Source organism: Hyphomicrobium sp. (genome assembly GCF_020852195.1).
In the GTDB taxonomy this organism is placed as follows: domain Bacteria; phylum Pseudomonadota; class Alphaproteobacteria; order Rhizobiales; family Hyphomicrobiaceae; genus Hyphomicrobium_C.
Map to the genome: position 1 here is coordinate 1 of NZ_JADZBI010000239.1, position 21,283 is coordinate 21,283.

Annotated in this window: 21 protein-coding genes; 8 read left to right on the forward strand and 13 right to left on the reverse strand. The window is 67.2% G+C overall.

Annotation, left to right across the window (positions count from 1 at the left end; all coding sequences use genetic code 11):
• The 3 genes from IT540_RS19605 to IT540_RS19615 form a co-directional block, all read left to right on the forward strand.
• On the forward strand, positions 1-1,147 hold a 1,147-nt coding region (locus tag IT540_RS19605; RefSeq protein WP_291181561.1), incomplete at its 5' end, for an FAD-binding protein.
• A gap of 174 nt (positions 1,148-1,321) precedes the next feature.
• Entirely contained in the window at positions 1,322-1,780 is a 459-nt protein-coding gene (locus tag IT540_RS19610) for a DoxX family protein (protein WP_291181562.1), read from the forward strand.
• Positions 1,781-1,897: 117 nt separating this feature from the next.
• Complete coding sequence (locus tag IT540_RS19615; protein ID WP_291181563.1) at positions 1,898-2,497, forward strand: hypothetical protein; 600 nt, start codon at positions 1,898-1,900, stop codon at positions 2,495-2,497.
• 187 nt (positions 2,498-2,684) lie between these two features.
• Here IT540_RS19615 and IT540_RS19620 read toward each other — a convergent pair whose 3' ends face one another.
• Positions 2,685-3,989, reverse strand: coding sequence for an ATP-binding protein (locus IT540_RS19620; protein WP_291181564.1), 1,305 nt, complete (start codon positions 3,987-3,989; stop codon positions 2,685-2,687).
• A 256-nt stretch (positions 3,990-4,245) separates the two neighbouring features.
• Here IT540_RS19620 and ppk2 point away from each other — a divergent pair, with 256 nt between their 5' ends.
• Positions 4,246-5,163, forward strand: a complete 918-nt coding sequence (gene ppk2, locus IT540_RS19625; RefSeq protein ID WP_291181565.1) for a polyphosphate kinase 2 — start codon at positions 4,246-4,248, stop codon at positions 5,161-5,163.
• 164 nt (positions 5,164-5,327) lie between these two features.
• On the opposite strand, the gene IT540_RS19630 is transcribed toward ppk2, so the two are convergent.
• Positions 5,328-5,768, reverse strand: a complete 441-nt coding sequence (locus IT540_RS19630; RefSeq protein ID WP_291181566.1) for a hypothetical protein — start codon at positions 5,766-5,768, stop codon at positions 5,328-5,330.
• Between the two features lie 225 nt (positions 5,769-5,993).
• Here IT540_RS19630 and IT540_RS19635 point away from each other — a divergent pair, with 225 nt between their 5' ends.
• Entirely contained in the window at positions 5,994-7,010 is a 1,017-nt protein-coding gene (locus IT540_RS19635; RefSeq protein ID WP_291181567.1) for a hypothetical protein, read from the forward strand.
• A gap of 60 nt (positions 7,011-7,070) precedes the next feature.
• Positions 7,071-7,916: a thermonuclease family protein gene (locus tag IT540_RS19640; RefSeq protein WP_291181568.1), complete on the forward strand. Its 846-nt coding sequence runs from the start codon at positions 7,071-7,073 to the stop codon at positions 7,914-7,916.
• 274 nt (positions 7,917-8,190) lie between these two features.
• Here IT540_RS19640 and IT540_RS19645 read toward each other — a convergent pair whose 3' ends face one another.
• The 5 genes from IT540_RS19645 to IT540_RS19665 all read right to left on the reverse strand — a co-directional run bounded on the left by IT540_RS19645 (position 8,191) and on the right by IT540_RS19665 (position 14,945).
• A complete protein-coding gene (locus IT540_RS19645) occupies positions 8,191-9,231 on the reverse strand; it encodes a CarD family transcriptional regulator (protein ID WP_291181569.1) in 1,041 nt (346 codons plus the stop codon).
• Positions 9,232-9,718: 487 nt separating this feature from the next.
• Entirely contained in the window at positions 9,719-10,057 is a 339-nt protein-coding gene (fdxA, locus tag IT540_RS19650; RefSeq protein WP_291181570.1) for a ferredoxin FdxA, read from the reverse strand.
• A gap of 106 nt (positions 10,058-10,163) precedes the next feature.
• Complete coding sequence (locus IT540_RS19655) at positions 10,164-10,574, reverse strand: RNA-binding S4 domain-containing protein (protein WP_291181571.1); 411 nt, start codon at positions 10,572-10,574, stop codon at positions 10,164-10,166.
• Positions 10,571-13,888: a helicase-related protein gene (locus IT540_RS19660; RefSeq protein WP_291181572.1), complete on the reverse strand. Its 3,318-nt coding sequence runs from the start codon at positions 13,886-13,888 to the stop codon at positions 10,571-10,573. Before IT540_RS19660 ends, IT540_RS19655 begins: the two co-directional genes overlap by 4 nt.
• 199 nt (positions 13,889-14,087) lie before the next feature.
• Positions 14,088-14,945, reverse strand: coding sequence for a DUF3108 domain-containing protein (locus IT540_RS19665; protein WP_291181573.1), 858 nt, complete (start codon positions 14,943-14,945; stop codon positions 14,088-14,090).
• 402 nt (positions 14,946-15,347) lie between these two features.
• Between IT540_RS19665 and rpmB the strand changes: the two genes are divergently transcribed.
• Positions 15,348-15,647: a 50S ribosomal protein L28 gene (gene rpmB, locus IT540_RS19670; protein ID WP_291181574.1), complete on the forward strand. Its 300-nt coding sequence runs from the start codon at positions 15,348-15,350 to the stop codon at positions 15,645-15,647.
• Between the two features lie 198 nt (positions 15,648-15,845).
• Here rpmB and IT540_RS19675 read toward each other — a convergent pair whose 3' ends face one another.
• Together IT540_RS19675 and IT540_RS19680 are read right to left on the reverse strand one after the other, a co-directional pair.
• Complete coding sequence (locus tag IT540_RS19675) at positions 15,846-16,334, reverse strand: VOC family protein (protein WP_291181575.1); 489 nt, start codon at positions 16,332-16,334, stop codon at positions 15,846-15,848.
• Positions 16,331-17,254: an NAD(P)H-binding protein gene (locus IT540_RS19680; protein WP_291181576.1), complete on the reverse strand. Its 924-nt coding sequence runs from the start codon at positions 17,252-17,254 to the stop codon at positions 16,331-16,333. Before IT540_RS19680 ends, IT540_RS19675 begins: the two co-directional genes overlap by 4 nt.
• Before the next feature lie 142 nt (positions 17,255-17,396).
• Between IT540_RS19680 and IT540_RS19685 the strand changes: the two genes are divergently transcribed.
• Positions 17,397-17,774, forward strand: a complete 378-nt coding sequence (locus IT540_RS19685) for a helix-turn-helix domain-containing protein (RefSeq protein ID WP_291181580.1) — start codon at positions 17,397-17,399, stop codon at positions 17,772-17,774.
• 260 nt (positions 17,775-18,034) lie between these two features.
• Here the strand turns inward: IT540_RS19685 and IT540_RS19690 are convergent, their stop codons facing one another.
• The 4 genes from IT540_RS19690 to thiC all read right to left on the reverse strand — a co-directional run bounded on the left by IT540_RS19690 (position 18,035) and on the right by thiC (position 21,222).
• The gene (locus tag IT540_RS19690; protein WP_291181577.1) at positions 18,035-18,697 is read right to left on the reverse strand and encodes a PAS domain-containing protein; all 663 of its coding nucleotides are present in this window, start codon (positions 18,695-18,697) and stop codon (positions 18,035-18,037) included.
• Between the two features lie 237 nt (positions 18,698-18,934).
• Positions 18,935-19,186, reverse strand: a complete 252-nt coding sequence (locus IT540_RS19695; protein WP_291181578.1) for a GlsB/YeaQ/YmgE family stress response membrane protein — start codon at positions 19,184-19,186, stop codon at positions 18,935-18,937.
• Between the two features lie 199 nt (positions 19,187-19,385).
• Entirely contained in the window at positions 19,386-19,583 is a 198-nt protein-coding gene (gene thiS, locus IT540_RS19700) for a sulfur carrier protein ThiS (protein WP_291181579.1), read from the reverse strand.
• A gap of 4 nt (positions 19,584-19,587) precedes the next feature.
• Complete coding sequence (gene thiC / locus IT540_RS19705) at positions 19,588-21,222, reverse strand: phosphomethylpyrimidine synthase ThiC (RefSeq protein ID WP_291181581.1); 1,635 nt, start codon at positions 21,220-21,222, stop codon at positions 19,588-19,590.
• Positions 21,223-21,283: the final 61 nt, after the last annotated feature.

Here is a 21,283-nt window from a genome sequence, read left to right on the forward strand (position 1 = left end):
CACCTCGGCGCACACCTGCACGGGCGACGGCGGCGGCATGGTGCTGCGCGCGGGGCTCCCGCTCGCCGACATGGAGTTCGTGCAGTTCCACCCGACCGGCATCTACGGCTCGGGCTGCTTGATCACGGAGGGCTCGCGCGGCGAGGGTGGCTACCTCACGAACTCGAAGGGCGAGCGCTTCATGGAGCGTTATGCGCCGAACGCGAAAGACCTGGCTTCGCGCGACGTGGTCAGCCGCTCGATGACCATCGAGATCCGCGAGGGCCGCGGCGTCGGCCCCGACAACGACCACATCTACCTGCACCTCGACCACCTGGATCCCAAGATCCTGGCCGAGCGGCTGCCCGGCATCACCGAGAGCGCGAAAGTGTTCGCCGGCGTCGATCTCACGCGGCAGCCGATCCCCGTTCTGCCCACCGTGCACTACAACATGGGCGGCATCCCTACGAACTATCACGGCGAGGTGCTGACGCTGAAAGGCACCAACCCCGATCACATCGTGCCGGGGTTGATGGCCATCGGAGAGGCGGCGTGCGTCTCCGTGCATGGTGCAAACCGGCTCGGCTCGAACTCGTTGATCGACCTCGTCGTGTTCGGGCGCGCGGCGGCGTTGCGCTGCGCCTCCTCGATCGAGAAGGGTGCCGCGCAGCCGGACTTCGACAAGAACGCCACGGACGCGGCGCTCGCGCGCCTCGACCGCTTCCGCTACGCCAAGGGTAGCGAGCCCACGGCGGCGCTGCGGCTCCGGATGCAGAAGGTGATGCAATCGAACTGCGCCGTGTTCCGCGACGGGCCGGTGCTCAAGGAGGGCGTCGCCAAGATCGCCGAGATCTGGCGCGCTACGGCCGACATCGGCGTGACCGACCGCTCGCTGATCTGGAACTCCGACCTCATCGAGACGCTGGAGTACGACAACCTCATCGCGCAGGCGGCGGTGACGGTGACCGGCGCCGAGAACCGCACAGAGAGCCGCGGCGCGCATGCGCGCGAGGACTATCCGAACCGCGACGACGCGCGCTGGATGAAGCATACGCTGGCGTTCGCCGACTACGCGACGCAGACGGTCAAGCTCGAATTCCGGCCGGTGCACACGCACACGCTGACGAACGAGATCAAGTACATCGAGCCCAAGGCGCGCGTGTACTAGAGCGCGGGCGCGGCCCGAGCGATCGGGCAAGGGGTCCGCTTACGGAAGCCGAAACCGGATGCGTGCCATCCCCGACCTGCCGCTTCCGGGCCACCATGGTCATATGTTGACTAAAAAAGTATGAAATATAAGCTGGCGGCGCCTGAATAATTCTAATCATAGGGGAGCACCACCATGTCGAACGATCCGATCCATCCGTCCAACCGACTCATCATTCCGTCTCTCGGGCCGGTCTATGGGAATCTCGCGGAGTTCGCGGAGACGCTGCTTCGCGTCGTCGCGGGCCTGGCGCTGGTCACGCACGGGTTTCCGAAGATCCTCAACCCTCTGGGGCCGGTGGGAATGGTCGAGAGCATCGGATTTTTTCCCGGTCCTCCCGAGGTGTGGGCCGTCCTGCTGGCGATCACGGAATTCTTCGGCGGCATCCTGATTGCGATCGGCCTCCTGACGCGCCCGGCCGCGTTTGCGGCTTTGATCGGGTTGCTCGTCACCGTCTACTTCCACTGGATTCTGAAGAGCGAAGGCTACGCCGGCGCCGAGAAGTCGATTCTCTGGGTCGCGATCATGTTCTATTTCGTGATCCGCGGCGCCAACTCACAGTCGGTCGACGCGAAGATCGGCAAGACGTTCTAAGCTTTTCACAAGATGTTTGCACCAGCGCAACAGGACCACTCTTAGCGCTGGTGCAGCCCTCCGCGCCGGTGTAGGAGCAGGGATCAGCCGAGCGAGACCGGCCGACGGGAGGGAGTCTTGGCGGGAAAGCGCGATCCGGCGGAACCTCCCGAGGCCGATACCCGGATTGCGCCCGATCCGTTCGCCGCCGTGCTGCCGGCCATCGCCGCTCTCGGGACGATTTCCTCGATCGCGACCATCAACTGGGCGGCGCGGGAGCGCACCGCAGACCGTATGCGCCCCAAGCGCAAGGCCGTGACCGCGCTGCGCGAGCTCGAGACCTGCTGCCTCCACCTCAGCGAGATCTTCCGGCGCTTCCAACGCAATCCTAAGCTGTTCGCCGGCGCGGGCGCGCAGGGCGCCTCGCCCTTGAAGTTCGGCGTGCACGGGCCACGCGTCGGCCCCGAAGCGGCCAAGCTCTACCAGCAGGCGATCAACGACGTGGCGTCCATGCTGGTGCTCGCATCCCAGAGCGCGTTCGAGGTGATGTGCGCGGTCGAGGACGGCACGGTCGAGGCGCCGGAGGAGATCTTCTTCGGCTTCGGCGAGTGCCAAGACCGCTTGAACCAACTCATCCAGAATCGGGCGACGCTCAAGGTCTCGGTCGATACCGGCGCCGAGGTGGCGGAGCGCCTGGCGGGCCTCGTGCGCGAGCTCAAGAAATATCGCACGGACTAGGCGGCGCCTCCGCTCGACTGTCATCCCGGAAAAGCGGAGGCGAAGCCGACGCCTTGTCCGGGACCCAGTGCAAGACTCGTCGAAGACGCAACAATCTATTGCGACAGAAGCTTTTCTCTGGGTCCCGGCTCTGCGCTCGGCTGCGCCTCGCTTGGCCGGGATGACAAGAGGAGAGCGCGTTGCGGCGTCATCTGCGGACGGCGCCCAGCTCGTCGAAGAGGATCGAGAAGGTCGAACCCTTGCCGACCACGCTCGAGATCCTGAGCTCGCCGCGGTGGCGGATGACGATGTGCTTGACGATGGCGAGGCCGAGGCCCGTGCCGCCCTTCTCGCGGCTCGCGGCGACGTTGGCGCGGTAGAAGCGCTCGGTGAGGCGCGGGATGTGCTCCGGCGCGATGCCGATGCCGTCGTCGGCGACGGCGATCAGAGCCCGCGGCTGGGGCGGTGAGCCGTCGAGCACGCGCGACACGGCGATCTCGACGTGACCGCCCTCGCGGCCGTACTTTATGGCGTTGTGGACAAGGTTCTGCAGCACCTGCACGATCTCGTCGCGGTCGCCGCGGATGCGGATCGGGCCCTCGCTCTTGGTCACCTTGATCTCGATCTTCGCGGCAGCGGCCACCGGGTCCAGTGCCTGGGCCACGTAGGAGGCCACCTCGTTCAGGTCGAGGATGCCGCGCGGCGGCAGATGCACGCGCATCTCCACGCGGCTCAGCGACAAGAGGTCGTCGATCAGGCGCGTCATGCGCGTGGCCTGGCTCGACATGATGGCGAGGAAGCGCTCACGTGCCTCGGGATCGTCGCGTGCCGGGCCTTGCAGCGTCTCGACGAAGCCGCGCAGGGAGGCGAGCGGCGTCCTCAGCTCATGGCTGGCGTTGGCGATGAAGTCGGCGCGCATCTGTGCGAGCTTATCCTGCTCGGTCAGGTCGCGGAACGATACGATCAGGGACGGCAGACCGCGGCGGACATCGCGCCCGCCCAGGCGGGACACGGTGGCGGAGATGCGCCGCTCCACCGGCACGCGCTCGAAGAGGTCGACGACGACCTCGTCATTCGACGTCGCGGCCTTCTCCACCGCGTCGTTCAGCTCCGGGTTGCGCGAGAGCTGGCTCAGCGGCTGGCCGACGCGGACCTTCGGAAAAAGCTCCTCCAGGCGCGCGTTGAAGTGCATGACGTTGAAGTTGTGGTCGAGGGCGACGGCGGCGTCGGGGACGGCGTCGAGCAGGAGCCGCCAGCTCTCCGTCTCACGCTCCGTGCTTCCTTGCGCGCGCCGCGCGCGCTCGGGGTCGCGCGCCGGAAACCGCTCCTCGTCGCCGTCCGCGTCGTTGGGGTCTCTCCCGGCAACGACCATCGCCATCACGAGAAAGCCCGCGACGGCGAGCCATCCCGAAAGGCCGCCCGCAAGAGAGAGCACGAGGAAGAGGATCGCCATCACGACGAGCGCGCGCACATGGGGGCGCAGGCGGCGCCTCGTGGCGCGGAAGGCCGCCAAGGTTCGTTCGACGATCGATCTTAACGCTGACTGAGATCGGGCCAGCCGCCGGGGTTCCGTCATGGGACCCCATATTGCCTCGATCTGCATAATGCCCTCAACTCTCACGGCGCACCGTGCGAGGCCGTTCGGACGTCATGGTTTTCAAGCTCGGGCTCCCCTGGGCTCGGCGCTCCTGATCAGGCTTCCTGATAAACAACACTTGTGTGACAGTTCGTCGGGGGTGGCGCGGGCAAGGGCACAATCGAGGGCAAGCATGGGCAAGGCCAAGGAACAGAAGACCGAAAAGACCCCAAAAGGGGGTGCCGGAGCGGCGAGCCGGGCGTATCCGGATTTCGATCTCGACAACCCCAAGCTTCCGGCCGAGATCGAGGCGCGGGCGCTCAAGTCCAACGGCTTCCCCTACGAAGAGAAGCTCAAGCGCAAGCCCTACGAGGAGCAGCTCCAGCAGCTACAACTCGAGCTGCTCAAGTTGCAGGATCATGTGCAGGCCGAAGGCGAGCGGATCGTCGTGCTGTTCGAGGGGCGCGACACGTCGGGCAAGGGCGGCTGCATCGCCCGCATTCTCGAGCGCATCAACCCGCGCCATTCGCGCTCCGTCGCGCTCTCGAAACCGACCGAGGCGGAACGGGGGCAGTGGTACTTCCAGCGCTACATCTGCCACCTGCCCACCAAGGGCAACATGGTCCTGTTCGACCGCTCCTGGTACAATCGCGCGGGTGTCGAGCGCGTGATGGGCTTCTGCACCGAGGACGAGACGGCGCGCTTCCTGCGCGATGCGCCCGAGTTCGAGGCGCTGCTCGTGCGCGACAACATCCGCTTCTTCAAGATCTACTTGACGGTCGGGCGCGAGATGCAGCTCTCGCGCTTCCACGAGCGCCGACACGATCCCTTCAAGCGATGGAAGGTCACCGACATCGACATCGCCGCCATCGGCAAGTACGACGACTACTCGCGCGCGGAAGCGGACATGCTGCGCTTCACGCACACGGCGGCGAGCCCGTGGACGGTGATCAACGCCAACGACCAGCGGCGTGCCCGGCTCGAGGCCATGCGCGTGATCCTCAGCGCGCTCGACTATGCCGACAAGGACGCGGCTGCCATCGGCGCTCCCGATCCCAAGCTCACCATGTCGGGTGGGGACTATCTCGCGCTCGTCAACGGCAAGTCGTGAACGGAGACGGCCGCGCCGAGGATCTCGGCGCGGCCGCTAGGGCGCGATCAGCTTTGATTGAATCGAGATCGCGCTCTAGCCTTTTGGTGAGACCGATGATTGACGCTTCGGACTGATAGGGTCCGAAGCGATCGTGGTCTAGGCTAGCCGGATTCACGTGAAAATCAGGGCAGCCGGAAGCCCGACGTGAAGAAGCCGTAGAGCCAGGCCGTGACGGCGCCAAAGGCCGCGCCGAGCAGGAGCTGCGGCCAGATCAGGTTGATGTCGTTGCCGAGGAACGGCGGCTCGCTCTTGATCAGCGGCAGCACGACGAGCACGCCGACCAGCGCGGTTCCGAGCAGGCCGAGCAGCGCCCCGCGCAGCGTCAAGGCGCCCTGCGGCACGCTGCCCAGAATGACGGCGAAAATGGCGCCCCAGAGGCCGCCCCAGACCGCACCAGAAGCAATCTCGGGATAGCCCGTCAGAAGCGAAGGCTCCGTGGACCAGGGCACGTGCGTCGTGTGGCCGGCGTTGAGGAGCCAGAGGCTGATGGCCTCGTGCACCGTGACGAAGGCGATGGCTCCGGCGATGAAGCCCAGCACCAAACTTTTGATGAAATCTCCCATCTTGTCGTCTCCCCTTCCCTGTTGAAGTCCCGCGTTCCGCTCGTTTTTCAGGCATTTTGCCCGGATCTTAGGAGGTTGGAAAGGGTGCACGTGGAAGGGCATCCCGCTCCGCTCCCTATCAGCGGGTGATTGAGTAAATATTCAATCTTTGGTTGTTTATCCTCAAGCGCATCACGAAGCTGCAGAGAGCGACCGATGCCGGCTGTCAGCGTGGATAGACTCCCTGTGCAACTCTTCGGGCTGGGCCTTCTCGGCTTCGACCACCTGCAGATCGTGTTTCAGAGCGGGTCGCCGTCCGAGACACGGCAAGAGGACTGGTTCGTGATCGAGGGACTGCGCGAGGAGGACGGCGTGGGCGTTCGGCTGGCGGTCGAGGGCTGGCACGGCGGGACGACCCTTTCCGATGCCAACGGCGGGCTCGTCGGCGCGGATCTCGCGCGCAGGATCGGCACCAGCGCCAGCCGTGGCGCGCAGGAGATCGCGGACGGCAGCGAGGCCGTCTCGCTATGGGCCAAGCTCGTCTCCTTCGCCGCGGACATCGAGGCGCAGCGGTTTCCCTATATCCCGATGGCCCTGCCGGCCTCGCCGCTGCCGACAATCAATTCCTCGTCGCTCGTTGCCTCGCTGCTCCATCATGCAGGCGTAGACGTCGAGCGCGCCTTGCCCGCAGGCCTGCGTTTCTCGCCGGGCATGAGCACGCTGCTCGGAACGTCGGGAGACGACACGCTCAAGGCCGAGCGCGGCTTCAGCACGCTCGTCGGCGGAGGCGGTGACGACGTGCTCGTCGGCAGCGACGCGGCGCACGGCGTCGACAAGCTCTACGGCGGCGCCGGCAACGACACCTTCCGCTGGTCGCATGGCACGAACATCATCCACGGCGGGCAGCCGGGTCTTTCCTATGCGGACGACGGCATCGATACCGTCGACTATTCCGGCGTCGGCGCGCTCACCATCCATGCGCTGCCTCCCGGCATCTCTCACGGCCAGCCCGATTTCATCGTCACGCATGCGCGCGGGCAGGACTATCTGTTCTCGATCGAGGAGATCGTCTGGGACGCGGCGCGCGATCGCGTGACGCTCGGCACCGGCGTTGGCCTTGCGCCGCCCGATGCCGGTGCCGAGCGTGGGCTCTCCGGCGTGGATCTCGGCTTCCTCGGCCCAGGCGCCTTCGACGATCCCATGCTCGATGGCCTTTGCGGGCGGTCCGAGGCTTCCCTCTTCGACTTCGCGGCCGGCGGATAGCGGATGACCCAACGGACGGCGCGTGACATGCTGGGCAGGGGGACTCGGGATGTGTGCGTCATGATGCGCGCGGTATGGCATGCGCAGATCGCCGGAATCGTCGTGTTGTCGAGCCTGCTTGCGCCAGTCGCAGACGCTTGCGCGCCCGAGGCAGGTTCCTCGCATGGCGTGCTCAAGGTGATCGATGGCGAGACGCTGTTGCTCGATGACGGACAAGAGGTTCGCCTGATCGGCGCGCTGGCGCCGAAGCCGGATGTTCCTTCACAGGATGCGGCGGACTGGCCACCCGCACGCGAGGCGCGCCAGGCGCTCGACACGCTGGTAGCCGGGCGCTCGGTGCAACTCCGCTACGAAGTTCGGCGTCGTGACCGGTACGGGCGCATGCTGGCGCAGGTCCATGTCACGCGGCGCGACGACGCCAGTGCGGACGACGCGGTCTGGCTCCAGGAGCGTCTGATCCGCGATGGTCACGCGCGCGCCTATGCGCTGCCGGGCAATGCGGGGTGCATCGGCGCGCTAATGGCCGCCGAGGCAGCGGCGCGTGCGGCGAGACGGGGCCTGTGGCGCCGCGATGCCTATCGCGTACGGGACGCCGACGATGTCGGCGCTCTGCTCAAGCTCGCCGGCCGGTTCGCGATCGTCGAAGGTCGCGTGGCGGAGGTCACGCGGGCGCAGCGGACGACCTACGTCAACTTCGGCGCGGACTGGCGGCGCGATTTCACGGCCAGTCTCGCCAACACGATCGTGGACCGCAGCGACGGCGGCGCGGCGCGCATGAGCGGGCTCAAAGGCAAGACGATCCGCGTGCGCGGCTGGATCGAGCGGCGCAACGGGCCGATGATCGCGCTCAGCGCGCCCGACGAGATCGAGGTGCTGGATGAGGTCGGCGAGGTTGCGCGGCCATAACGGGCCGCATCTTACTGGCAGTTAGATCGATGCCGGCGGCGATGCGCCCACGTGTCTGGATCCCGGCCGTCCATGCGAAGCATGGCTCCGCCATGACGCCGGGATGACGTTATTTGCGTGGTGGGCCGATTGCCCCAATTCCACGTCACTCCGGCGAAGGCCGGATTCCAGACACGCCGCGTCTTGGCCGCGCCGTGAGTCTATCCACGCCGGAAACAAAACACCCCGCCGACGGGTCGGCGGGGTGTTTCGATTTCGTCTTGTGGCGCGTCGATCAGGCGGCGCGCATGTCGGCGGAGTCGGCGCCTTCCGCAAGGCGGCGGCCGCGCGCGCTCTTCGACAGAACGTCGGTGATGCGCTGGACGGCGCCGCGCTCGTCGAGCTTCTCGACGGCGGCGATCTCGCGCGCCATGCGGTCGAGCGCGTCCTCGTAGAGCTGGCGCTCGGAGTAGGACTGCTCGGGCTGGGCCTCGGAGCGGTAGAGGTCACGCACGACCTCGGCGATCGAGATCAGGTCGCCGGAGTTGATCTTGGCGACGTACTCCTGCGCGCGGCGGCTCCACATGGTGCGCTTGACGCGGGCGCGGCCCTTCAGCGTATCCATCGCCTTCTTGACGATGCCGTCGTCGGCGAGCTTGCGCATGCCGACGCTCTCGAGCTTGCCGGTCGGCACGCGCAGCGTCAGCTTCTCCTTGTCGAAGGTGATGACAAAGAGCTCGAGCGACATGCCCGCGATCTCCTGCTCCTCGATGCCGACGATGCGGCCGACACCGTGAGCCGGGTAGACGATGAACTCGTTGGTCTTGAAGCCGTGGCGCTGGCTGACCGACTTCTTCTGCGCGGCCATGATCTGGCGCGCGGCCGCCGTCTTTTCGGCGATCTCCTTGGGGGTCGCCGGCTGGACGGGGGCGGTCAGCTTCTGGCCGCCCTTGGCCAGGGCAGCGGCAGCGCGGGCCGGCGTGATGGCCACAGGCGCGGGGCGCGCCGCGGCGGGCGACACCGGGGCCTTGACGGCAGCAGGCTTCACCTTGCCGACGCTCGCCGCAGCGACAGGTGCGGCCGGCTTCTTCAGCTCAGGGGCTTTCACCGCCGGCTTGCTGGCGACAGGCTTGACGGCCGCCGGCTTCGCGACCGGGGCCTTGGCAACGGCAGGCTTGACAGCGATCGGCTTCTTGGCATGACTTGACGCCGCAGCCGCCGGCTTCTTCACGCCGGTCTTGGCCGCGGACTTGATCTTGGAAGTCCGGGGAGTGGTTTTGGACGCGACAGGCTTCGACGTCCGAGCCTTAACGTGCGCCTTGTTCTTCTGGGCCATAGACTTCTCACTCTCTCGTATTACAGCTCGTCCGACCCCGGGTGGGTCGGGTTTCTCTCGTCTCACGTGCACACGGACAGGGTCAGGCACGTGGTTCGTGAAGTCACACACAAAACCCGGTCCGCCGGCACGTCACCTTGCCGCCGTTCCAGGACCTTCCATTCATGTCGGGTTGCCAATCCGATATCGCTACCCGGTTACTTCTGCTCGGACGATAAGTCACAGCTTTCAGACAGATACCCAGACGACACAACGCAACATTCCGTCACGAACTCAATCGTGTCCGCGATCGGATGTGCAGCGTTTGTCCGCCAAGTGTTCCTGTTCGGTTCTTGATTGTCCGATGATTACTTGTAACACAAATTTCATGAAAATTGAAGCGGCATCGGGAATATAGGTGTTCCAGCGCTTAAAGAACTTGCTTAAGTCTTCAATTTGGTGCGCCGCACACAATTTTTCGGAAACCTTCGTCGCCCGCAGTCGACCCTCAGTCGCCTTTGCCAGGCTCGGAAGAAAAATATTTATCGAACTTATCTTCTTCATCCCTAAACTGGTCGGCGTCGGGCAGGGCCGGCTTCTTGGAAGTAATGTTAGGCCATTTATCTGCATATTCCCGATTGACCTCGAGCCAGCGCTCTAAACCCGGCTCGGTGTCCGGCTTGATGGCGTCGGCGGGGCATTCCGGCTCGCACACCCCGCAGTCAATGCACTCGTCGGGGTGGATCACCAACATATTCTCCCCCTCGTAGAAACAGTCGACCGGGCACACCTCGACACAGTCCGTGTACTTGCATTTGATGCACTTGTCGTTGACGACGTAGGTCATAGGGCGAGAGTCCGGGTTCCGTCGGGAGTGGCCCAGGGGGTGTGCCAAATGCGCGGCACCATAGCAAGCCCCGCAACGTCACAGAGCGGGCGCCAGCCGCCGCTCGTCAACCGCCGCGTTTGAGCTCTTCGATCTGACGGCGATCGCGCTTGGTCGGCCTGCCGGCGCCGGGCGTGCGCTCGGCCCAGGCGGCCGGCTCCTCTTCACCCTTCTTACGCTCGGGCGGCGGTGTCAGATCCTCGTAAAGACGCTGCGCCTCGGCCGCGGGTCCGCGGCGCTCGCCGATACCGGCCACCTTGAGCACGCGCACGGTGCGCGTGAGGCGTGACGTGATGACATCGCCGATCTTGACGAGCTGGCTCGCCTTCTCGGCCTTGACGCGGTTGACCTTGATCTTGCCCTCGGTCACGGCGGTGGCAGCCAGCGTGCGGGATTTGGCGATGCGCGCGAACCAAAGCCACTTGTCGAGACGCTGTGTGGTCTCGCGGCCCGGAATAGGCTCCTCCGTCCTCGTCATGTGGGGTTTTTCTCGCGCGCCTGCTTGGCCAGCGCGTCGCGCAGGGCGCCGAGCGAGGCAAACGGGGAATCCGGGTCGAAGCCGCCTTTCTTGGGCGGGCTCGCAGAGCGGATGACAGGCGCCTGGCGCTCCTCGTTGCGCCGGCGCTCGTCGCGGTGGCGCTGCGGCCGCTGGCGATTGTTGCGGTCGTGGTCGCGGGCGGGGCGGTCTCTGCCGCGGTCGCGGTGCGCGTGCGGTGCGCCCTCGGGCGCGGCCTCGACGGCGGGCTGTGCGGCTGCCAACGGCTGCTCTGCGGGTGCTGCAGTCGGCTGAGCCGCAGCGGCAGAAGCCTCGGCGCCCCGGCCTCCGCCATTGCGCCGGCGCCCCTGGTGCTGATGGCGGGACCGACCGCCCGCACCTTCGCGCCGATCGCCGGACGGACGGCCTCCCTCGCGACGGCCCGCGCGGTCCTCGCTGCGATGGCGCCGCGGCCGCCAGATCTCGATGACGACCGTGTCGGCGGCAGCGGCGGATTCTTCTCCTTCCCCGTCTTGCCGGGGGCGAGCCTCCGGCTCGACGTGGGGAGGGGCGGGGTGGGGAGATTCCCCACCATCTGCCGTCGGGGCTCCCGCCTTCCCAGCCTCCCCCGCGTCATGCGGAAGACGTGCCTCCGGCCCGATGGGGGAGGAGTCCGGTTGTGCGGGTGGCTCAGTCGCAGCCTCGACGGCAGGCGCCTCGACCGAGGTCGGAGCCTGAGCGGGATCATCGACTGTCGCGGTCGCTGGGGTGCTTGCCGGCGCATCCGGCGTCGCTTCCACAGCGGCGGGCGATGTCGCGGCTTCACCCTTGGCGGGCTCCTCCGGCTTTGGAAGCGTCTTACGGTCAAGGCGGAAGCCGAGGGCGCGCAGCACGTTGCTGAGCTCGTCCGGCGAACAGCCGAGAATCGACATCATCTCCGGCGTGACGATGAAGCCGCCGTCGCCGGTCGAGCCCTTGGGCGGCGTGGTGGCGCCGTCGGGGCTCGGACGCCAGGCGAGCAGCGGGCGGATCAGGTCCGCAAGGCGCTCCAGGATGTCGAGGCGCACGGCGCGCGGTCCGCAGACGTGGAACCCGTAGGCACGGTACAGGGCCTCGGGCGTCGTTGCCTGAACCGCAGCCGACGTGAGGCCGGCGCGCGGCAGCTCCTGCAGGGCCTCGATCGTGAGGCCGTTCGCGGGGCCGTTCGCGGGGCCGTTCTTCAACGCCCAGAGCGTTGCCGACAGCTCGGCGGGCGCCGGCTTCAGGAGCGCAGGGAAGTAGATGTTGAAGGCGCCGAAGCGCACGCCGTACTTGCGCAACTGCGCGCGGGCCTCCTGGTCGAGGCTCTTCATCATGTCGGCGATCAGCTCGCGCTTCAGCATGCCGAAGCTTTCGGTCAGCCGGAAGGCGATGCCTCGCGCGAGCCCGGTCACGTCCTCGGCCTTGGCGATCTCGACCAGCGGCTTCAGGCGCTCAGCGATGATCTCGTCGCGCCAGGCCTCGAGCCGGGCCTGCACCTTCTCGCGGTCGGGTCCACTCAGATGCTCGTCGGCGAGGAGCGCGACCTGCGGCTTCAGCGGATCGTCAGACGGCTCGAAGGTCGCGATCTCCTCGTCGCGCCAGAGCACGCGCGCGGTGCGGGAAAGCTTGAAGGCGTCGGACTTGGCGGCCGCGACCCGGCGCGCGCGCATGCCGAGCTCGCGCGAGAGCACGTGGGCGGCCGCGCTGCGCGCCGCCTTGCCGTGGATGCCCTCGGCCTGCGTCTCGGGGGAGAAACGAAACCCGCGCAGGCGACCGACGAAATGGCTCTCGACATGAATGGCGCCGTCCTCGCCGATCTCGGCCTGGAGCTCCTCCTTGTCGCGCAGGCCCTTCATGAGGGCGCTCGTGCGACGGTCGACGAAGCGCTGCGTCAACTGCTCGTGCAGCGCATCCGAAAGGCTGTCCTCGATGGCACGCGTGCGGCCCTGCCAATGGGCCGGGTCCTTCAGCCAGTCGGCGCGGTTGGAGACGAAGGTCCAGGTGCGGATGTGCGCGATGCGGTTGGCGAGCGTGTCGATGTCGCCGTCGGTGCGGTCGGCGAAAGCCACCTGCTTGGCGAACCAGTCCTCCGGCACATGGCCTTCGGGACCCATCAGGTGGCCATAGATGGTGCCGATCAGCTCGGCGTGGTTCTGCGACGAGATCTTGCGGTAATCGGGGATCTGGCAGACCTCCCACAGGCGCGTGACGGCGGCCGGCGTCGTCGCATAGCCGGCAACGTCGCGATCACCGGAGAGCGTCTCGAGGGCCGCCACGTCGTCGGCCATGCGGGCACGCGCGAGGCGCGGCTCGTTCGGCATCTCGCGCAGGCTGTCGCGCAGGCGGTCCAACGTCGCGAAGTCGAGACGGCGGTTGCGCCACTGCAGCACGCGCACGTTGTCGAAGGTGTGCGTCTCAAGGCGCTCGACGAGATCGGAGTCGAATGGCTCGCAGTTGCCGGTGACGCCGAAGGTGCCGTCGTTCATGTGGCGGCCGGCGCGGCCGGCGATCTGGCCGATCTCGTTCGGCGTCAGGTTGCGGAAGTTCTGGCCGTCGAACTTGCGCACGGCCGAGAACGCGACATGGTCGACGTCGAGGTTGAGGCCCATGCCGATGGCGTCGGTGGCGACGAGGAAATCGACATCACCCGACTGGTAGAGCGCGACCTGGGCGTTGCGCGTGCGCGGCGAGAGCGCGCCGAGCACGACCGCCGTGCCGCCGCGCTGGCGGCGGATCAGCTCGGCAATCGCGTAGACCTCATTGGCGGAGAACGCGACCACGGCCGAGCGGCCGGGGAGGCGCGTGATCTTCTTCTCGCCGGCGTAGGTGAGCCGCGAAAGGCGCGGGCGCGAGATGAAGTTCGCGCCGGGGATCAGATCCTGGATGGCATCGCGCATGGTCTGCGCGCCGAGTAGCAGCGTCTCGGCGCGGCCGCGTGCGTGCAGGAGCCGGTCGGTAAAGACATGGCCGCGCTCGGGATCGGCGGCGAGCTGGATCTCGTCGATGGCCAGGAAATCCACATCCACGTCGCGCGGCATGGCCTCGACCGTCGCCACCCAATAGCGGGCGCGCTCCGGCTTGATCTTCTCCTCGCCGGTGATGAGGGCGACCTTGTCGGCGCCGATGCGGGCCGCGATCTTGTCGTACACTTCGCGCGCGAGCAGCCGCAGCGGCAAGCCGATCATGCCGCTTTCGTGGCCGAGCATGCGCTCGATGGCGAGATGCGTCTTGCCGGTGTTGGTGGGGCCGAGAACCGCGGTCACATTGCGGATGCGCGTTTCCAGATCGCTGGCCATACGCGGGGTCTCCATAGCAGAAGAGCCCCTGGCATTGCATTGGAGTGGTTCGAGATCAAGGCTTTTCGTTTGAAGATTTCGCGACCCCGCCTTGCCGAATGCTCAGAGCGGCGTGCAAAAGTCCTGTACGCCACCCCTCGGCGTTCGACACCTTCGCCCTCTCCGCGAAAGCGGAAGTCATTCAGACGATCTCAGGCGCTCAGTCGGCGGAGGCGACCTGTCCGCGCTCGGGCAGCTCGATCGACACGCGCTCGAGGTCGATGCGGGCCGAGCCGGCGGGCGTCGGAACAGCGACCGATTGCGGCAGCATCAGCTTGGCGGCCGGCACCATGCGGAAGGCGATCTCGATGTCGTTCGAGGTCGCGAGCTGGCGCGTCTCTTCGGTCGGGCGATAGCCGGCGATCGGCGTGTACTTGACGCGGCAGACCACCGCGGTCTCGTCCGGCCGGCCGACGACGGGCTCCTCGCGCGCGAAGCGCAAGGCGATATCGAAGCGCTGCTTGCCGTCGAAGATCGGGATCTTGCGGCCGCACGGGCTCGACGCATCGCTATGGGTGATGGCCAGAATGGCGCTCAAGGGATCGAACACGCCCTTCAGATGGGCGGGCGTCAGCGGCACCGTGTCCGGCGCCTCCATGGTCGCGGGCAGCACGGAAACGCGCTCGATGCCTTCCTTGTCGAAGCCCATGGCGACGGAGCCGCTGCGGATGGAGCTCTCGTAATTGAATCGGAAATCGGCGGGCTTCGGGGTTTTCGCCTTGAGCGATCCCGAGGTGTGCGTCACGCCCTTCCACTTGAACACGCCCAACAGCGCCGAAATCTCGACATCGGTGTCGAGGGTGTAGCGGGTGCGCCCGACATCGGATTTGAACTGGAAGGTGCCGAGCGAGAAGCCGTTGAGCGAGATCTTATAGCTGGCGTCGACCCTGACCGGCGAGACGCCGTCAGGCGTCGGCGCGGCGGTCGCAAAGGGCGATAGCGGAACGAGCGCAGCGAGCGCTGCAGCAGCGAGACCAACGACACATACACGAACGCGACGAGACGAGACTTGGACCATGATCCCTACTCACCCACCCGTTTTACCCATCGTTGCCCGCGGCTCTCCCGCGCAGAGGACAAAAGGCAGGTTTACTAATGACGCTCTAGGCCCCGCATCTTGCCGTTCAACGTTTAACAATTCGCTCACGGGTGCGCCGCGCTGGCACGTGGTTTTGCCCACCAAATCCACAAGCCATGCACTTCGTTCCGGCGGCTTTCCGGGCCGGTGTGGCCATATTTCACCTCCGGCTATCCCGCGGCGTTGACTTGACGCAAAGAACGCGGCTCGCGTATAGAAGGCGCCAACGGTCCCGCCGATCCCGGTCTGCGGGGCCATTCTCATTGATTTTCCCCGTGATTTCGGGTCCGCCCTGGGCGCGGACGGTCGATCGTGGGGCGCGACCGAGCAAGGATTAATACGATGACCAGGCGCTGTGAGTTGACGGGCAAGCTGCCGCTTTCGGGCCAGCTCAGAAGCCATGCCGAGAACAAGACGAAGCGCAAGTTCCGTCCCAACCTCGTGAACGTGACGCTGATCAGCGAGGCGCTTGACCGCCAGGTGAAGCTCAAGATCACGGCGCATGCGCTGAAGTCGGTCGAGCATCGCGGCGGCCTCGACGCGTTCCTCGCCAAGGCCAAGGCAGAGGACCTGTCTCCCGAGTGCCAGAAGCTCAAGCGCGAGATCGCCAAGGCGAAGGCCGAGAAGGCCGCCGCCGCTTAAGGCGCACCTCGACCGCGCTTCGACGTCCATTGCATGCGCCCGCCGGCAGTCCGGTGCGGCGCATGTTTCGTTTCGGGCGTTGGACGCCACGCTGCCAGGATCGGTGGGCACTACGGCTGCCTTCCCACCAACGCCATGGCCGCCATGACGGTGTGAGTGAGAACGCGCCGAGCGAAGGTCAGGCTCCGCGGTGGCGGCTCAGGCTTCGGCCAGCTCGGCGAGGTCCAGCGGCTTGGTGGTCATGGCCAGTGTGCCGTCGGCGGCGCGGGGCCAGTCCTGCGGGGCGCGGTCGCGGTAGAGCTCGACGCCGTTGCCGTCGGGATCGCGCAGATAGATGGCCTCGCTGACGCCGTGGTCGCTCGCGCCGTCGATCGGAATGCCGGCGGCCAGCACGCGGCGCAGCGCGTCGGCCAGCGCCGCCCGCGTCGGGTAGAGGATGGCGACGTGGTAGAGCCCGGTCGTGCCGCGCGCCGGCGGACTGCCGCCCCGGCTCTCCCAGGTGTTGAGGCCGATGTGGTGGTGGTAGCCGCCGGCCGACAGGAACACCGCCTGATTGCCGTAGCGCTGCGTGACCTCGAAGCCCAGCACGTCGCGATAGAAGGCCAGCGCGCGATCGAGATCCGCGACTTTCAGATGCACGTGGCCGATGCGGGTTGCGGGATCGATGGGAGCGGGGGCCTCGGTCATGTCGTCGCTCCTGCTCCGGCCGGCAGATAGGCCGCCTTGTTGGCGGTGAAGTGCGCACGCAGCGTCTCGGGCGGGCGGCCCGTCAGGCGCTCGACCGCGTCGGTCACGATGTCGAAGTTGCCAAGCTGCGTGTTGCTGTCGAACGAGGCCCAGATGCGGGCCATGGGCTCGGGGCTGCCGGCGCCGATCATGCCTTGCACCAGCTCCTCGTCGGACACCTGAACCACGGCCATGGGCACGCCGAGCACGTCGCCGATGGTGGCTGCGGTCTCCGCCGTGGTGAGGGCAGCCGGACCGGTGATCTCGTGGATCGCGTTCTCAGCCGGGTGCGCGATCAGCGCGGCGGCCGCGACGCGGGCGCAGTCCTCGCGCGTGATGTAGGCCACGCGGCCGTCGCCGGCAGACGTGAACCACTGGCCGGAGGCGAGCACGGACGGCAGCGTGAAGCCCAGGTTCTCGCAGTACCAGGCGTTGCGGAGCACGGTCCAGCCGAGCGGGCTCGACGCCAGCGCCTGCTCGGTCGCAAGGTGGTCCGGCGCGAAGGGGATGACCGAGCGGTCGGGCCTCGGCATGGACGTGTAGACGACGTGCGCGACACCCGCGGCCTCGGCAGCGGCGACGGCGGCCTTGTGCTGGGCGACGCGCACGCCCGGGCGATCGATCACGTTGGTGGAGATGAGCAGCAGGCGGTGGGCGCCGGAGAAGGCCGGGGCGAGGGTGGCTGGATCGTCGCAGTCGCCGCGGCGCACGGCGACGCCGCGCGCTGCGACGTCCGCGAGCTTCGCAGGATCGCGCGTCACCGCCACGAGGCGCTGCGGGGCCACGCCATGGACATCGAGAAGGTTGGCGAGCACGCGGCGGCCGAGCTGTCCCGCGGCGCCGGTGACGAGCAGGACGTCGGACGAGGGATTATCCGGCATGGTGTTCTCCTTTGAGAGTTTGTCTCATTTAGAGAGCACGTCTAGGATGGGGCCGATACCCGGTAAAGACGGCATCTTTTCGGGAGATAGGCACCTCAAGGGAACCACCGCAATGGATGGCAGCGTAAATCCGGCTCGCGAGATGATGGCCCTGTTCCGCGCCGGCGGCGGCATCACGCCCGAGGCGTGTCCGGTGCGCGACGTGCTCGATCACGTCGGCGACAAGTGGAGCACGCTGATCGTGCTCACGCTCGGCGAGCGCCCGTACCGGTTCGGCGAGCTGCGCCGCGCGATCCCAGACATTTCGCAGAGGATGCTGACGCAGACGCTGAGGGACCTGCAGCGCGACGGGCTGGTCAGCCGGCACGTGTTTCCGACGCTGCCGCCAAGCGTCGAGTATCGGGTGACGCCGCTCGGTGCCTCGCTGCTCGAGCCGCTGGCCGGGCTGATCCGCTGGGCGGACGCCCATCACGCGGAGATCCGCCGCGCACGCGAGCAGTTCGCCCGTGAGGGCGCGTGATCCGACCCTACGGAAGTGCGCCTTGCCTGAGGAAGGTGTTGCACATGCGTTCGCCAGGGCAGGCGCATGCGCGGCAATTGCGTGGATCCCGGCCTTCGCCGGGATGACGTCGAAGGGAGGCAAACCGCTCGCGACATACCCACGGTCATGCCGGCGCAGGCCGGCACCTACGCGAGCTTCCACAAACCCCACGTCGGCAGGATCTCGTGCGACAGCGCAAAGGGCCCCGATAAAGGCGCCCCGGCATGATCGACAATGCCCTAGATCGCGATGGCGCCGCGGAGCTGGGCCAGCTCGGTCGACATGCGGTTGGTGACCAGCTCGCCTTGATCGGCGAGGCTCGTCATCTCCTGGGCGACGACACCGAAGCCGGCACCGTGCTCCATGGCGCGGGCTGCCTCGATGCGCGCGTTGAGCGCCAAGAGCCGCAAGGTCTTGAGCGTGGCGCGGATATCGATGGCGGCGGCGTCGACCTTGTCCAGGGCGGCGGCACCCTGCGTCAGCCGCTCGGCAAGCCGCGACAGCGCGCCGGCCTCCAGGATGATGCCGTCGAGATAGGCCGGCTCGCCCGTCTCAGGGTTTACCGTCGCGGACGCGCCGCCGGTCTCGTGCACGTAGAGGATGCGCCCGTCGCGGTGGCGGATGCGATAGCTGATCTGCCAGTTGCCGCTGCGCGACAGGGCCTCGGCGACCGCCGCATCGACCTTCGGCAGGTCCTCCTCGAGGATCAGCGTGGCGAAGCCGGTCCGGTTGCGGATGAAGCTCGAGCCGTCGTAGCCGGTGAGGCGCGCGAAGCCGTCCGACAGCCAGATCATGGCGTAGTCGTTGCTGTTGTAGCCCCGGTACATGAACCCGTCGATGCGGACGCCGATGCTTCTCAGGAAGTCGTCGGCAGAGAAGGCTGCCACCTCTTGAATCGTCACCTCAGCGCGCTCCGAAGCCTTGCAGGACCACGCGATTATTGGACCGATTCGCAGGGGAAGTGGACGCTCGAGATTGCCCCGCGAGGGGCAGCCCGCGCCTAGAGATTGGTCATGCGGCTCGCTGCACACCCTGCGCGAGCCCGGGCCTCAAGAGATATTGTTTGGGCATGGCGAGCTCACTGCGCCATGCCCCTGCTCGAACCGATGATCACGCTTCGGAAGAACAGCGTCGAAGCGTCAACGCGCCACCAATCTCAATATGAATATGACGATCAACGCACCGATGGTGGCGTTGATGATGTCGCCCAGAAGGCCGCCGCCGATGTAGAGACCGAGCCGCGGCAGCAGCCATCCCGCAACCACGGCGCCCACGATGCCAAGCACGATATTGCCGACCAAGCCGAAGCCGCCGCCTGCGATGATCTGACCGGCCAGCCAGCCGGCAATGGCACCGATTATGAGCCAAATGATGAGTGCTTCCAAAGCCATGGGTCTTTCCCTCCGTTTCAAGGTGACGCAAGACGGATGCTTGAGTTGCTCACTCATCTCAGCCAGCCTGCATCTCAAGCCGCAGGTCAGGCACAAGCGACGTTACTTGAGTTCGCCGCGCCCCGGAATAGAGCCGGTGTGCAGGTGCTCACAGCGGAGATTTACCGGCGCGCTCGCCAATCATAGCGGAGGGCGGACCTCACCCACCCTGCCTTGGCGCGACGACCTCGAGGGCATCTCCGGCGGAGAGCAACACAGTCTCGCGCTGGCGTGCCGGCACGAAGCGTCCGTTGACGGCGGTGGCAACCCCCGTCGCTTCGTAGCCGAGCTCGCGCAGCACCTCCGCCAGGGTGCGGCTTTCGACCTCCCGCTCCGCGCCGTTGCAGACGATTGTCATCGACTCACTCCGCCGCCGGCACGTACAGTCTGCCGCCCTGGTCGAGGAACTCTTGCGACTTCGCCTCCATGCCGGCCAGCGCCTCGGCCTCCTTGCGCAGGTCCTGCGTGATCTTCATGGAGCAGAACTTCGGCCCGCACATGGAGCAGAAGTGCGCCACCTTGTGCGCGTCCTTGGGCAGTGTCTCGTCGTGGAAGGCGCGCGCCGTGTCGGGGTCGAGCGACAGGTTGAACTGGTCCTCCCAGCGGAAGTCGAAGCGCGCCCGCGACAGCGCATCGTCGCGGATCTTGGCCGCCGGATGCCCCTTGGCAAGGTCGGCCGCATGGGCCGCGATGCGGTAGGTGATGACGCCGGTCTTGACGTCGTCGCGGTTGGGCAGCCCAAGGTGCTCCTTCGGCGTCACGTAGCAGAGCATGGCCGCCCCGTGCCAGGCGATCATCGCCGCCCCGATGGCCGAGGTGATGTGGTCGTAGCCGGGGGCGATGTCGGTCGTCAGCGGACCGAGGGTGTAGAAGGGGGCGTCGCCGCAGGTTTCGATCTCCCGCTCGACGTTCACCTGCACCAGGTGCAGGGGGACGTGCCCGGGCCCTTCGATCATCACCTGGACGTCGTGTTCCCAGGCGGTCCGGGTCAACTCGCCGAGCGTGTCGAGCTCGGCGAATTGGGCCGCGGCGTTGGCGTCGGCCAGCGAACCGGGCCGCAATCCGTCGCCCAGCGAGACCGCCGCATCGTACCGGCTGAGTATCTCGCAGATCTCGCCGAAGCGGGTATACAGGAAGTTCTCCTCGTGGTGGGCCAGGCACCACTGGGCCATGATCGACCCGCCCCGGGAGACAATGCCCGTCACCCGGCCGGCGGTCAGCGGGATGTACCGCAACAGCACGCCCGCGTGGATCGTGAAGTAATCGACCCCCTGCTCCGCCTGTTCGATGAGCGTCTGGCGGTAGACCTCGAAGGACAGGTCCGCCGGCGAGCCGCCCACCCGCTCCAGGGCCTCGTAGATGGGGACCGTGCCGACGGGCACCGGCGCGTTGCGGACGATCCACTCGCGGGTGGCGTGGATGTCGTTGCCGGTCGACAGGTCCATGACCGTGTCGGCCCCCCAGCGGCACGACCACCGCAGCTTCTCCACCTCTTCGTCGATCGACGAGCCGACCGCCGAGTTCCCCAGGTTGGCGTTCACCTTCACCAGAAAGCGGCGGCCGATCACCATCGGCTCGCTCTCCGGGTGGTTGATGTTGGCCGGGAGGATCGCGCGGCCGCGGGCCACCTCGTCGCGGACCAACTCCGGCTCGACCCCCTCGCGGGCCGCCGCGAAACGCATCTCCGGCGTGATGACGCCGCGGCGGGCGAAGTGCAACTGGGTAATCGGGCCGTTGCCCCGCAAGACCCGCGGGCGGCAGAGCGACGCCGGGACCGCGCCCTCCTCGGGCGGCCGGGTGGGTGGGCGCGACTCGATCCGATCTCCGCCGTAGGCATCGATCCACGCCTGCCGCAAGGGCGGCAGGCCGCGACGGGGATCGTGTCCCGGCGGCCCCGACGTGTCGTAGACCAATAGCGGCGGTTCGCCCCCGCCCACGCGGATGCGCCGGGCGGGGACGCGAATCCCCTCGTCGGCGTCCAGGTACACCCTCGCGATGCCGCCCCCGCCGCCCGAGACTTCCTCGGGAGCCTGTTGGGGTCGGCCGCCCTCTTCCACC

What these genes read in the sequence shown, in the direction of transcription:
- IT540_RS19675 (WP_291181575.1), bottom strand. Translation starts at nt 16,334, where the DNA reads ATGACCGAGGCCCCCGCTCCCATCGATCCCGCAACCCGCATCGGCCAC.
- IT540_RS19685 (WP_291181580.1), top strand. Translation starts at nt 17,397, where the DNA reads ATGATGGCCCTGTTCCGCGCCGGCGGCGGCATCACGCCCGAGGCGTGT.
- fdxA (WP_291181570.1), bottom strand. Translation starts at nt 10,057, where the DNA reads ATGACCTACGTCGTCAACGACAAGTGCATCAAATGCAAGTACACGGAC.
- ppk2 (WP_291181565.1), top strand. Translation starts at nt 4,246, where the DNA reads ATGGGCAAGGCCAAGGAACAGAAGACCGAAAAGACCCCAAAAGGGGGT.
- IT540_RS19680 (WP_291181576.1), bottom strand. Translation starts at nt 17,254, where the DNA reads ATGCCGGATAATCCCTCGTCCGACGTCCTGCTCGTCACCGGCGCCGCG.
- IT540_RS19610 (WP_291181562.1), top strand. Translation starts at nt 1,322, where the DNA reads ATGTCGAACGATCCGATCCATCCGTCCAACCGACTCATCATTCCGTCT.
- thiS (WP_291181579.1), bottom strand. Translation starts at nt 19,583, where the DNA reads ATGACAATCGTCTGCAACGGCGCGGAGCGGGAGGTCGAAAGCCGCACC.
- IT540_RS19630 (WP_291181566.1), bottom strand. Translation starts at nt 5,768, where the DNA reads ATGGGAGATTTCATCAAAAGTTTGGTGCTGGGCTTCATCGCCGGAGCC.
- IT540_RS19660 (WP_291181572.1), bottom strand. Translation starts at nt 13,888, where the DNA reads ATGGCCAGCGATCTGGAAACGCGCATCCGCAATGTGACCGCGGTTCTC.
- IT540_RS19665 (WP_291181573.1), bottom strand. Translation starts at nt 14,945, where the DNA reads ATGGTCCAAGTCTCGTCTCGTCGCGTTCGTGTATGTGTCGTTGGTCTC.
- IT540_RS19695 (WP_291181578.1), bottom strand. Translation starts at nt 19,186, where the DNA reads ATGGCTTTGGAAGCACTCATCATTTGGCTCATAATCGGTGCCATTGCC.
- rpmB (WP_291181574.1), top strand. Translation starts at nt 15,348, where the DNA reads ATGACCAGGCGCTGTGAGTTGACGGGCAAGCTGCCGCTTTCGGGCCAG.
- IT540_RS19645 (WP_291181569.1), bottom strand. Translation starts at nt 9,231, where the DNA reads ATGGCCCAGAAGAACAAGGCGCACGTTAAGGCTCGGACGTCGAAGCCT.
- IT540_RS19655 (WP_291181571.1), bottom strand. Translation starts at nt 10,574, where the DNA reads ATGACGAGGACGGAGGAGCCTATTCCGGGCCGCGAGACCACACAGCGT.
- IT540_RS19640 (WP_291181568.1), top strand. Translation starts at nt 7,071, where the DNA reads ATGATGCGCGCGGTATGGCATGCGCAGATCGCCGGAATCGTCGTGTTG.